The organism is Lysinibacillus sp. FSL M8-0216 (assembly GCF_038595555.1).
Lineage (GTDB): Bacteria > Bacillota > Bacilli > Bacillales_A > Planococcaceae > Lysinibacillus > Lysinibacillus fusiformis.
In genome coordinates this window covers 593,002-606,625 of the sequence record NZ_CP152007.1, presented here as the reverse complement: position 1 = coordinate 606,625, position 13,624 = coordinate 593,002, and the positions used below count along the sequence as shown (strand labels likewise).

Genomic DNA, 13,624 nt, shown 5'->3' with positions numbered 1-13,624 from the left:
TATTTCGCACCATACACTAGCTTACCCTGCCTACATGGATTCGTCTGCCTAACCATAGAAATCTTTTAAAGAACCCCGCCCCGGTACCACCGGGTACGACTTCACCTGACTTCATCCCTTTTGTGTGATTCAGCACAGCACTGGATGCAGGAGGATTAGGTACTTGTAGACTGACTGTTTTACAAGAACAGGACTTTCACCTGTTAACTGGAAGTAATAGTTAGAAAGAAAACCCCATATTTATTGCTTAATGCAAAACATGGGGTTTTCACTTCCACTCATTTCACTGAATGAATTAGCTTATAGAGTAACGTTTCGTTTAGTTTTATTAAGAAGCTGTAACTGTGAAAGTACCAGTTTTAACTACTTTACCTTCAGCATTTAGTACATTAACAGTGATTACTGAAGTACCAGCAGCTACGTGTGTTACTTTAACTTTATTTCCTGAATCAACTACAGCATTCACTTTAGTTGAATCAGCAGAAATAACTTCAAGAGTTTCACCTGTAGCAAGTGCAACTGTAGTATTTGAGTCTGTGTCATTAACTGCTGCTAATGTTACATTACCTAGTGCAGGTGTAATAGCTACAACTACAGCATTATTATACTTTGTAACAGCTGCATCTAAATCTGCTTTTGCATCAGTTAATTGTTTTAATGTAGCTGTCGCTGGATTAACTGCTTTTGCAGTAGTAATAGCAGTTGTTAAAGCTGCTTTAGAACCTTCAACTTTGTTACCTACTGCTTTACCTTCAGTAGCAGGAGCAGCTGCAGTTGTATCTGCAGTAGCAATTGAAGTGTTTAAAGCTGTTTTTGCAGCTTCAAGTGTTGTTGCAGCACCTTTTGAATCTAATTCCACAGAAGTTGCTTCAATTTTAGCAATGATATTACCTGCTAAATCTTCAACAAAACGTGGGTTAGTAACTTCAACTGTAGCAGCAACTAAACTTTTCTCTAGAGTTAAGATAAGAGTTTTATTAGTAGCATCTGTTGTATCTACTTCAACTTTATCTACTTTAACGTTATTACCTGATGATTTTAGACCATCTTTTACAATGAAATCTGACTCTGGTTTACCACCAGCTGTAAGTTTAACAGCTTCATTGAAAGTAATTTTAATTTGATCGTCTCTGTTTTGAACAGCAGTAATTTTTTCAGTATCAACAGTAGCTGCAATTTTGTCAACAACAGTTGGTGATACACCACCTGTGATATTTTTACCTAAAACATCAACAGTTGAAGGAGATGCTTTAACAGCTAATGTAACTGCATTACCATCTTTTTTAGCATCTTCAGCTAAATCTGTTTTTAAAGTGAATGTTACTGTTTTACCATCAGCAGAAATTTCATTATGAGCAATTTCAGAACCAGTAATAGTGAAATCACCTTGTACTAGTGATTGAATTGGGTTAGAGAATTCTACTTCTACTTTATTTTTTGCAGTAGCTTCAACTGAGTTAATAATAGTAGTTTGTTGTCTATCAACAACTAATTCTCCCTGTAATCCCTCTAAGTAATTTCCAGCTAAATCTTTAACTAGTTGTACTTTTACTTTGTAGTTAGGGTTAAGAGGTGTTGTAACTTCAGGAATTGGATTACTGAAGTTAAGAATAACTCCTTTTGAATCTTGAGTCACATTAAATGATGCAATTGTTATTTTTTTATTATCTGGACCAGTTACAGTATATTTATCAATATCAACGATTGAACCGTCTCCACTTGTAGCCATTGCTTCATTGAATGCAACATAAATTTGTTTATTGTTTAATTGAGTAACAGATACTAATTTAGGAGCAGTTACATCTTTTACAGATAAAGTTGTAGTGTATGGAAGCATTACATTTTTCAATGTAGTGTTATCAGCTACACCATTTACACTTAAAGTGTAATCAGTATTATCTTTTAAAGAACCTAGTAATGTAATTGTAACTTCTTTATCTTTTGATACATTTACAGTACTAGAAATTGGTTGTACTTTACCATCTTTATCTTTAATCACATAGTTAGCAGCTTTTTTAGCGATATCTGTATCTAATGATTTTGTGAATTTGATAGTGATTTGTTTGTTGTTAGAATCTTTAACAAATGTAGAGCTAATTACTTCTGGACGAGTTTGATCGATTACAGGAGTTACTTGAACTTTAGTATCTTTATCAATTACGTTACCAGAGTAGTCTTTTACGTTAGTAACAAATAAATCTGTTGTATAAACAAGTTTATTGTCACCAGTAAATGTGAATTCATATTTATCATCAGCAAGTTGTTTTACAGATGCAGCTTGCTTTTTAGATCCACCTTGCATCCAATAAATGTTAGAAGCAAATACTTGTTCAACTGGCTCAGAGAATTTAAGAACTACTTTCTCAAATGAAGCACTTACAACTGATACAGTTGGAGCAGTTTTATCTTCAACAACGTTGAATTTAGTGTCAGCTTTCACTGTTTTGAAGTTGTTGTAATCTTCAGTACCTTCAGCAGTTAGAGTGTGTTCTCCATCTGTTAAAGTAGAAGATAATTTAATGATAACAGTGTTTAAGTTAGTTTGAATTGAACCAACAACTACTTTACCATCAATTTGGAATTGTGAAGTTTGAGCAGCTTTTACTGGCTCGCTGAAGTGTACGCGAATAGTTTTGTTACCTAAAGCTTCTACTTTAGCTACAGTTGGCACTGTATTATCAAGTGGCTTGAATTTTAAATCTTTAGCATTGATAACTTTATCGCCAGCTTTAATGTTGTTTACAGCTAATTTATACTCAGATTGGTTCTCAAGTTTGTCAACAACAGTTAAAGTTACAGTGCTACCATCTTCAGAAACTACTGCAGTATCAACTACAGGATCGTTAGCACCAGTAAGAGAATAGTTACCTGCTTCAGCAGCTGTAGCTGGATCAACTTTACCGTCGAACTCTACTACTACTTGTTTAAGGTTAGTTGCAGATACAGATTTAACTGCAGTAGCTGTAGTTACAACATAAGTAACTTTAGCTTTGTATTCAACATCCTTAATTTTGAAAGTAACTTCTGTTTCTTTGTTAGGCTCTAAAGCTTTTTCTAAAGTAACAGTTTCTTTAGTACCGTCAGATAAAGTAACGTTTAAAGTTTTAGCGTCAACTACTTCGATTTTGTCAACTTTTGGAGTAGCATCTACGTTTTCAATAGTACGTGAGAATACCACTGCGAAGTCTTGGCGAGTAATTGGAGCATTTGGGTTTAAGTTTGTTTTACCATTTGCTTCAGAACCTTTGATAACGCCGTTTGCAACTGCGATTTCTAGGTAAGATTTAGCCCATGGTTTAACAGTAGAAGCGTCAGCGAATTCGCTTAGATCGCCTTCACCCTCTAATTCGAAAGCATCTACTAAAATTTTAGCAGCTTCAGAACGAGTTAATTGTTTGTTTGGTGCGAATTCAGTAGCACTTACACCTTCAAAAATTCCGTTTTCTACAGTTGCTGCGATAGCATCGTAGTACCAAGCATCAGCTTTAACGTCTTTGAAGTTTACATCACCTTCTGCTTCTAATTCTAGAGCATTAGTGAAGATTGTAGCAGCTTCCGCACGTGAGATAGTTTTAAGTGGGTTGAAGTTGCCGTTAGCATCCCCTTGGATTACACCAGCGTCTACTAAAGATTGTACTGCTTCTTTAGCGTAGCCAGAGATTTTGTTGAAGTCGTTTAATTGTGCAGCAGATGCTACAGGTACGATTGCTGATGCAACTAATGCAGCTGTTGCTGATGCCGCGAAGAACTTACGGCCTTTGTTTTGCTTTGCCATTAATTTATTCCTCCCTAATATTCCTAAAAATTGATATTATTCCGATGAAAACTATAGTATCACCATAATTAGTTGCCTAAATTTATGTATTATAGCTTTCTCGAATAATTCAAAACTAAAGCAAATTTTCTTAGTAAAGTTACTAGAAAAAGAGTAGTAGAATACCATTCTAGTAAGCTTATTCACTTTCTACAATAATATAACATTATCTTTTCCGAAATTCAAGCATTGGGACATAAATTTAGATATAGAAGATTTTTTTACCATGGTATTTACTAGACGGCTATTTTCTTCCAACTAATTTTACCCTCAATTGTATTGGTAACATATAGTTCCATTTCCTATTATACCTGACTCTCCATAATAACCAAGCATTTTCTGGAATGGTTACTAAATTGTCAAAAATTAAAGATTCCCGTAATATTTTAGTTATATTTGTAAAGAAACAGAAACATAGGTAGAGTTTTTTAGCGAATTCCACCTCTTTCCTTCTCTTTTTAAGAGTTTCTTCATTATTAAATGCTAGTTAACTCTATCTGTCCCTATGTTGTAATAATAGATTACCTTTTTTTGTGTTACACTTTTGGTAGTTTGATAGAACAATTATCAGCTATTGAAGGGAGCTTGAAACATGAAACGAAAATTTCCTCTTTACGGGGCAGTGCTTGCAGGAATGCTCTATCTTGCGCCTACTACCGCTTCAGCAGAAGATATTTCGAAGCACTGGGCCTATCATGAAATGAACTATCTTATTACGAACGATTTAATGAAGGGTGACGAGTTTGGCAATTATCGTCCAAACGATGCTGTTACTCGAGCTGAATTCGCAGCATTTCTAGTCAGAACGCTTAACTTGCCAGCTGCTTCTAGTCAAGCAACCTTCTCAGATGTAAAGAAAGGCGACTGGTACTACGGAGTAATCGAGCAAGCGAGCTATCATGGTCTGATTAAAGGTGACGAGCAGGGTAAATTCAACCCGAACGCACATATTAATCGTCAGGAAATGGCGGCTATGTTAAAAAGAGCTCTCAATTATCAAAACATCCTTACATCTTCCTCCCCTATTAACTTTAGTGACAATGCTCGTATCGCCAAATGGGCCTATGCTGATGTACAAGCTGTCGTATCATCAGGGCTACTTGTAGGGAAGCCAAGTAATCAATTTGCACCGCTTGCACAAACAACTCGTGCTGAAGCAGCGACCGTTCTCTATCGTTTAATTCATTTAGAAGCACCAGAAACTGGTGGAAAGGAATATATAACGACGAATTACTCATCTGACTATTCCTCGGTGGTTAATAAACAAACTGCCAATAATCCAAAGGTCGACGGTGCTGGCATTTTTACTGCTAGCGACGCACTAGTGTCATACTATGTACACCCAAAGAGCGTTATGCAGGAAAGCCCATCTTTTTATCAATTTTTAAAATTATCCACTGTGGTCAATAATCTGAATGCCAAGGAACTAAATGACAAGGTACTTGCTAATAAAGGAAGCTTAGCAGGTATGGCTGATGCCTTTATTAAGGCGGGTGTCGATAACAATGTAAATGCTATCTATTTGGTATCACATGCTTTACATGAAACAGCTAATGGTGCCTCTGCGCTTATGAATGGAATTGAGGTAGGCTTAGATACGGGTGGAAAGCCAGTGATGGTCACTCCTGAAAATAGAGACAATTTAACCGCTATTAAGAAAACGTATAATGCTTATGGTATTGGTGCTATTGATGCAGATGCTAATAAATTTGGTGCTGAGCGTGCTTATACAAATGGGTGGTTTACCGTGCAGGATGCAATTATCGGTGGAGCTCAATTTGTCAAGGATCAGTATATTAGTAAAGGACAAGACACGTTATATAAAATGCGCTGGAACCCTGATAATCCAACCGTCCATCAATATGCTACACATGTAATGTGGGCAGTTATTCAGGCGAAAAAGATTTATGATATTTATGAATTAGTTGGTGCACATACGACAACGAATTTAGTGTTTGATGTTCCTGCTTATCAGGGTCAGCCTTCCGCTCCATCTTTACCAAGCCCTACGAAGCAATATGCTTTAGATTCCTATATAGCTGGGGCAATCGGAAAGGCTACTACTAATCTCAATATGAGAACGTATCCAAATACTGCAGATGCTGCATCCATTATGACGAATTTACCTAAAGATACATCCTTCAAAGTACTTGGAGAAAATGGTGGTTGGTTCAAAATAAGTGTAAATGGACAAGAGGGCTGGGTGTTTGATGATTATGTTCAGCTAGAAAATGGTTTACAGATTGTTAACATGAACATCACGCTCAATGTTCGAAGCGAACCGTCAACAACAGCTGCTATACTAGGTACAGTTAAACCAAACGGCTTTATTATTGGTGCAGTAGATGATAAAGGCGAATTCATAAAGAATGGTGCCTGGTATCAGGTTATCTATAATGGCAAAACCGGCTGGGTGCACGGCGATTATATTGTAAAAAAATGATTTTCTACGATCATCTAAAAAAGAGTGCGATATTGTTTCGCACTCTTTTTGTTGTCTTCATTGCAATAATATAAAACACTATATAATAGAAGAAACTCAAATCGCCCTTTTAGGATCAACACCTTTTCCTCCTAAAAATCAGTGCATTTTTTAGTTTAATTTTCTTGTATTGTGCAATGGGATTATCCTTTTTATAACGATGAATCCCCTTTTATGCAGCCTATATCAATAGGTGAACTATTATCGAAAATTTCCTGTCAATATTGCTTTTATGGTATGATAGATTGCAGTGAAAAAGGAATTACAGAAAGGTTTGAACACTATATGAGGCATGTAACGATTATGGGCGTACCCTTTTTACATATTAGTCAGCAGGGGTTTGTAGATTTACTTGTTAATCGTATTGAACAGCAAGAAAAAACTTTCGTTGTGACAGCCAATCCTGAAGTTGTCATGCAGGCAAATGAAAATCCTACTGTGAAGGGATATTTAAATCAGGCAACCTACATTTGTGCGGATGGCATCGGTGTGGTTAAGGCTGCTCAAATCCTTGGAGATTCACTTCCAGAGCGTGTGACAGGCTATGATACCATGGTGAAACTGTTGGAGGTTGGTCAACAAAAGCGCTTTAAAATTTATTTATTGGGCGCACAAAAAGAAACAATTGAAAAGACCATTGCCAATATTCATAAGAATTATCCAAATGTTGAAGTTGTCGGCTATCATGATGGCTTCTTTGATTGGAATAACAATCATATTGCCGACGATATCGCAGCATTACAACCTGATTTGGTGTTTGTTGCTTTAGGAGTACCGAGACAGGAAAAATGGATTACTGAAAATCTGGACAAGTTTTCAAAAGGAGTATTTATTGGTGTAGGTGGCTCCTTCGATGTCATCGCTGGCACCGTGAAGCGTGCACCAGTCATTTGGCAAAAGTTAAATCTTGAGTGGCTTTATCGATTACTACGCCAGCCAAGTCGTTTTATAAGAATGCTTGTTCTTCCACGTTTTGCTTTAAAGGTTTTCTCATTAAAGCTTAGAGGGCAGGGCACAGCAAAATGAGTCAATCAACATTTGTCAAAAGTACACTCGTCTTAACCATCGCGACATTACTTTCTAAGGTAATCGGAAGTATTTTCCGTATACCCCTTCAAAATATTGCTGGTGACGAAGTACTGGGTATTTTCAGTCTTGTCTATCCTGTCTATATGGTAGCTTTGTATTTATCTGTTGCGGGTATCCCTATTGCTATTTCTAAATTGATTGCGGAGGCCAACTCAAGTAAGGATACTGCCAAAATAAAGAAAATTTATGTGACCGCAAGAATCCTTGCCCTATCATTTGGCGTCATTAGTTTTACAATCATTTACGGTTTTTCAGCACAGATAGCGAATGCACTTGGTGGACCATCAACAGAAATTGCGTTAATTATTGTGGCACTGACATTACTTGTGGCCCCTTATATGGCCGTCTATCGTGGCTTTTTCCAAGGCTTTGGAGATATGCGACCTACTGCTATCTCTCAAGTAATTGAACAGTTAGTTCGAGTTGCATTAATTCTAATTGTTGCGTACTTCCTAGTTGCGATGGATTATTCAAATGATATCGTAGCTGGTGGAATTATGGCTGGTTCTGTCCTTGGGGCACTTGGTTCACTTGTTTATTTACTCTATAAATATTTCCGTTCTTCGGTAAAAGTAACGAGCAAGGATAAATATTCTAGCAAGGATTTCTCCACATATAGTAAGACTATTTTAAAGATCTCCATTCCAATTGCAATTGGTTCTGTTACAATGGCTCTTTTTAACTTTGTGGATTCATTTACAGTCACATATGGCTTGAGAAATGCAGGAGCTGACGCAAGTGAAATTAGCTTCCTTTACGGAATATATGGTCGCGGGCTGACATTAGTTCAAATTACGACTGTATTTGCGTCTTCGATTATTTTACCGCTTGTGCCACTCATTACTACTAAGATTGCAGAACGTAAAATGGATGAAACACGCAGCATTATTGAGCGAACACATCGTATGACTCATCTAATATCATGGCCGGCTGCTATTGGACTGCTAGCCTTAACCTTGCCTTTAAATCTGGCTCTTTTCAAGGACTTAGAGGGAAGCTTAATGTTAGCGATGATTAACCTTAGCTCGGTCTTTACATCTCTGACTCTTCTCGGAACTGGTGTTTTACAGGGAATGAATGCTGCTAAAACAGGCGCTCTTATTATTTTAAGTGGCGTTGTTCTGAAGGTGTTTGCGAACATCTTCTTCATTCAAGCATTTGGTCTAGATGGTGCTGCCTATGCAACTTTATTGGTGTACTTTGTGTTATTTATTGTGAATACTGTCTTTATATATCGTATGATTCGCTTTACTGTTCTTGGAAAAGATACGGTGAAAATGATTGTGTCTTCGATCGTAATGGGAGCAGCCGTTGGTTTACCAACGCTTTGGCTTGATTTTACACATTGGTCTCGTATGTGGGCAATGGGCTATCTGACTATTGCCATCATCGTTGGAGGAGCTATATACTTCCTTTTACTTTGGGTAATGAAAGCTATTCATAAGCAAGATTTAAAGAAAATCCCTGTTATCGGAAAAAGATTTTCATAAATAAGAAAGGTAGGACACTTATGTCGAAACAGAAATGGCTTTGGGGAATTATTGTTCTTTTACTCGTCGTTTCCTCCACAGGTATTATGATGAGGTGGAATGCGGAGCAATCGAATGATTCTTATGAAATTGTGATTCCCTTTGATGAAATACAAACTGCAGATAAAAACAGTGATTTAACAATGGATGAAATCCTTTCCTCCTTAAAGGAAGCTGGGCTGACAACTGTTAGTCTAGAGCCTTTAACGTTAAAGGAAATGGAAAAACAAAATTTAATTACTGTTTATAAAGAAAACGACCTAGCAGCACAATTATTATTTACACCTTATAAAGATGCTGTTGATCGTTCAAAGAGTGGTTACTATATTCGAGTACCTGAAAATGCTGACTACCAAAAACTCATCAAAAATAGCGTAGAGCCTGAAGAAGTTCAAATAGGAGAAGAAGCTTTTTATTTCCTCCCTACTTCTAACCATAACTTTGACTTAAAAACACCAATTGGCTACGATCAACCTGCTATGGATGTCATTAGTAAGCATGGATTAGGCTATGTCTTTAAAGTGGAAAATGCCGATAATGAAGTGGCTAACGATAAATTGGTGAATCAATTACTAGCTTTAAAAGATGGTTCATCAGGTCGCTTGCTTGGGCAAGGCGATGAAGCGATTGGCTTTGGACAAGAAGACGGCCATCAATTAGTAGAAAAATTAAGTGATGCTGGCTATTACTTCTATACAATTGAAAGTAATCCATTGAAGGGCGAAAGTAAAATCGCCCAAAAGACCGATTACAAGATGATTCGCTTGCATAGTATTAACATCAACAGACAAACGAAATTAAAGTTAAATGAAAGTATTGACCGTACAACAAGAGCTGTAAAAGAGCGTAATATCCGCTCTATCTTCTACCATATTAAAACAACTGGAAATGCCAAGGAAAATGTGGAGCAAACAATTGACTACTTAAATGGAGTACATGATGCAATGCCAGATCATTTCCAACCTGGCGAGCCAAAGCTGTTTGATAAGGTAGCTGTACCAGCCTGGGTTACAGCGGCTGTATTATTAGCAGGTATTTTATTTACCTTTATCGTTTCAGAATTAGTCAAATGGATGCCTCTACGCTTTGCGGCAGCTGGATTTATGACAGTATTAGCTATTGCGTACTTTATCCTGAAAAGTACTCTATTCTTACAGGCATTTGCATTAATTATTGCCGTCCTTGCACCTACCTATGCCGTAATTAAATCGGCTCAAGGTTCTACGAAAATGTCTAAAATTCTTGTGCAATACTTGAAGGCAGTAGCGATTAGCCTTATCGGGATTGTTATTGTCATTGGCCTATTAAATGGCAATGCCTTTATGACAGGCTTTGCTACGTTCAAAGGCGTGAAGTTAGTTTATCTGATTCCAATTATGGGCGTCCTTCTATTTACATTAATTGAGATCAACCGACTAGCTGATCAAAATATTAAAAAATCTTTATCAAATACCGTAACATTGTTAAACAAAGAATTAAAATATTGGCATGTGCTTCTACTAATTGTCGTGGCGGGTATTGGTTTATTCTACATTAGCCGAACTGGTAACTCTGGCTCAGTTAGCGATTTAGAATTAGCGTTTAGACAATGGCTAGAAAATACCTTATATGTACGACCAAGAACGAAGGAATTCTTAATTGGTTTCCCATTCTTTGTTTTAGCATTATACGTAATGGGCATTAATCGCAAATGGGGTAGTATCTTACTCGTTCCAGGTGTGATCGGATTCTTATCAATCGTTAATACCTTTACACATTTACACATCCCAGTAGCTGTTTCTGTATTGCGTACCCTATACAGTGTGTCTCTTGGTTTTATTATAGGACTGGTCTTTATCCTAATTTTCAAAGTAGGTTATCGTTGGGTTTCTAAGGCAATCGCGAGGTGGTCATAATGCACATTGTTTTATCTGGCTATTATGGTTTCGATAATGTCGGCGATGATGCTATTCTGCTGTCCATTATTCAAGGTTTGAAGAAATGGCAACATGATATAGAAATCACTGTATTGTCGAATAACCCTTCTGCTACAGAGCAAACATATGGCGTGAAAGCCGTGAATCGTTGGAAAATGAAAGAAATCCACCAATTGCTTAAAACTGCTGATGGACTCATTAGTGGCGGCGGCAGTTTAATGCAGGATCAAACAGGCATGAAAACTATTCCTTACTATGCTGGCGTTATTCAAATTGCAAAATGGCTGAAGAAGCCAGTATTTGTTTACGCCCAAGGTATGGGTCCAATCAACCACACTCTTAGTAAATTTATCGTACGAAAAACCTTTAACAAGGTCGATCAAATTACCATTAGAGATAAAGCTTCTCAAACTCTTTTAACAGAAATTGGTGTACGCAAAGAGGCTAAAATCGTGCCGGATCCTGTGATGGGGCTAAACGGTGGCGACTTTCATTGTGAATGGTTAGAACATGAATCTCTAACAGCCGAAAGCTATATTTCAGTTAGTGTTCGTGACTGGCCATCTACAATAGCGTATAAAGAAAAAATTGCACATAGCCTAGACCAATTAGTGCGTCAGGGTGAGCAAATTGTTTTCTTACCCATGCATGGTGAGCATGATTTAAAAACTTCTCAGGAAGTGGCAGCACTCATGCAGGAAAAAAGCTTAATTGCTCCTTCCGATTTATCCATTGAGGAAAAAATCGCGGTTATTGGACAATCTCAATTATTAATTGGGATGCGATTACATTCCCTAATCTTTTCTGCCATTTATGCTACACCCTTTATCGCCATTTCGTATGATCCGAAAATTGATGCATTTGCTGATATTGTTGATCAACCGGTAATTGGGCATGTCGAGAAGGATGATTGGAACGGTGTCACATTGTTCGAACGAGCTATCGCCATTCTAGAATCGTATACGACCGTTCAAGAAAATATGCGTCAGGCTGTGCTGCCATTACAGCACGAAGCTACGGCAACAGCTAAATTAGCGATTGAGACTTTTTCTAAATAAACATTAAAAATGATGAATTTCAATATTAATTGAAATTCATCATTTTTTTCCGACTTCTAATAATTTTAAAACGGACTGTGCCTGCTGCATATGCATCGCCAAAACATATTGACTGGCCTGCATTAAAATCTGGGCTTTTACCATATTCATCATCTCTTTTGCAATATCAGCGTCTCGAATTCGCGACTCTGCTGCTTGTAAATTTTCTGCAGTGTTCACATTGGCATTATAGGCATGTTCCAAACGGTTTTGATAGGCACCAAGACGAGAACGTTCATTGGATACTCGTTTTAAAGCGTCTTCCATAGAAGAAATAGCCTTATCTGCCTCATCCCTCGTAGCAATCGAAACATCTTTCAAACCGAGTGCTTCTGAACCGACGCCATTGATCAACAGTTCAATGCTCTGCCCTGCATTGGCACCTGCCTGAATTTTAATCCCATTTGTTTCATAATCGCCATTCAGTAATGTTTTTGTATTAAATTCAGTATCGGTTGATATACGCTGAATTTCCTTCTTCAGCTCTTGGAACTCCAAATCCAGTTGTTTCCGATCCTCATCCGTTAATGTATCATTAGCTGCCTCCACTGCCAGTTCTCGCATACGCTGAATCATCGCATGTGTCTCATTTAATGCACCCTCTGCTGTCTGCACTAATGAGATGCCATCCTGAATATTCTTTGCCCCCATATTCAATCCGCGAATTTGAGCACGCATTTTTTCAGAAATGGCAAGACCCGCTGGATCATCTGCTGCACTATTAATTCGGTAACCTGTAGAAATTCGTAGCATTGCTTTACTCATAGCACCATAATGTCGATTCATATTATTCAAAATCGACATACCCGTAGCCGACCAATTACCTAGCATTTACTCACCACCTTCTGTCACTTATATCGGTCTATCCTCCATTTTTTTAATATTTGGTTTAGGAATAGTTTCCAATATATCAGGATTTATTAACTATTTGTAGAAAAGTTATTTCTCCCCCTATACTTTTGACCTATCCGGGATAATAAAAGCACCCCTTTTTCTAGTAAGAAAAGTGGGTGCTTAATGGGCATACCATCTATTCAATTTTGAAACCTCCAAGTTGATGGTTCTTTTGCTGTAATAGATTAAAAAAGAGTAATTTATTGTTCTCTAATAATGCTTGATCGATTAAGTTATCTAGATTTTTATTTTCAATCTCTGCAATAAGTTGATCAATTTCGCCTACAGTCACAGTCGAAACAAGCGGAAGTTGTTGCTTCGGTGTTGCGCTTTCAAGTATAGGTGCCAGATGATCATGGACATTCGTAATAAGGAGTAGCTGATAAAGTGGTAATCGAATAAATCGATTGCCCTTTTGGAAAACAAACACCTCAGATAAATTTTCAATTTGCTGTGTCTTCATGTTGATAATCATCTCTTTACCTTCTATGGGAATGAAATGGAAAATCTCATTCTCTTTTAAAATAGAGAAATATTGATAAGCAAATACGAGACGTAATTTGTCTCCAGTAATCTTTGTATAAAACGGCTTCATGTATTGAACTTGCATCATCCTTCATCCCTCCCGATTATCTGATTATTCAGATTTTAACATAAATCAAAAGTCTTGTTAACTATCTTTGAATCAATTTCTTTCTTTCTGATCATTCAGCTTATCATTGCCGCATTTTAATCGTATAATGGAAGGACAGTCTTTTTTCCTTTACTACAATTAATCCATATTAAACATAGCCATATATGAA

8 protein-coding genes are annotated in these 13,624 nt (G+C 37.2%); 5 read left to right on the top strand and 3 right to left on the bottom strand.

Annotated elements, in window-relative coordinates:
- Nucleotides 1-328 precede the first annotated feature (328 nt).
- The gene (locus MKX57_RS02870) at nucleotides 329-3,775 is read right to left on the bottom strand and encodes an S-layer homology domain-containing protein (protein ID WP_342531890.1); all 3,447 of its coding nucleotides are present in this window, start codon (nucleotides 3,773-3,775) and stop codon (nucleotides 329-331) included.
- Nucleotides 3,776-4,406: 631 nt separating this feature from the next.
- Here MKX57_RS02870 and MKX57_RS02865 point away from each other — a divergent pair.
- The 5 genes from MKX57_RS02865 to csaB all read left to right on the top strand — a co-directional run bounded on the left by MKX57_RS02865 (nucleotide 4,407) and on the right by csaB (nucleotide 11,888).
- Nucleotides 4,407-6,257, top strand: coding sequence for an S-layer homology domain-containing protein (locus tag MKX57_RS02865; protein ID WP_089986963.1), 1,851 nt, complete (start codon nucleotides 4,407-4,409; stop codon nucleotides 6,255-6,257).
- A 324-nt stretch (nucleotides 6,258-6,581) separates the two neighbouring features.
- Entirely contained in the window at nucleotides 6,582-7,322 is a 741-nt protein-coding gene (locus MKX57_RS02860) for a WecB/TagA/CpsF family glycosyltransferase (RefSeq protein ID WP_036127576.1), read from the top strand.
- Entirely contained in the window at nucleotides 7,319-8,875 is a 1,557-nt protein-coding gene (locus MKX57_RS02855) for a polysaccharide biosynthesis protein (RefSeq protein WP_008181376.1), read from the top strand. Before MKX57_RS02860 ends, MKX57_RS02855 begins: the two co-directional genes overlap by 4 nt.
- 20 nt (nucleotides 8,876-8,895) lie before the next feature.
- Nucleotides 8,896-10,809 carry a DUF5693 family protein gene (locus MKX57_RS02850; RefSeq protein WP_107921613.1) on the top strand — a complete coding sequence of 638 codons (1,914 nt, stop codon included), beginning with the start codon at nucleotides 8,896-8,898 and terminating at the stop codon, nucleotides 10,807-10,809.
- Entirely contained in the window at nucleotides 10,809-11,888 is a 1,080-nt protein-coding gene (csaB, locus tag MKX57_RS02845) for a polysaccharide pyruvyl transferase CsaB (RefSeq protein ID WP_342550733.1), read from the top strand. Before MKX57_RS02850 ends, csaB begins: the two co-directional genes overlap by 1 nt.
- 39 nt (nucleotides 11,889-11,927) lie before the next feature.
- Here csaB and MKX57_RS02840 read toward each other — a convergent pair whose 3' ends face one another.
- Together MKX57_RS02840 and MKX57_RS02835 are read right to left on the bottom strand one after the other, a co-directional pair.
- Nucleotides 11,928-12,758, bottom strand: a complete 831-nt coding sequence (locus MKX57_RS02840) for a flagellin (RefSeq protein ID WP_008181370.1) — start codon at nucleotides 12,756-12,758, stop codon at nucleotides 11,928-11,930.
- A gap of 199 nt (nucleotides 12,759-12,957) precedes the next feature.
- Nucleotides 12,958-13,434: a hypothetical protein gene (locus MKX57_RS02835; RefSeq protein WP_008181368.1), complete on the bottom strand. Its 477-nt coding sequence runs from the start codon at nucleotides 13,432-13,434 to the stop codon at nucleotides 12,958-12,960.
- Nucleotides 13,435-13,624 lie beyond the last annotated feature (190 nt).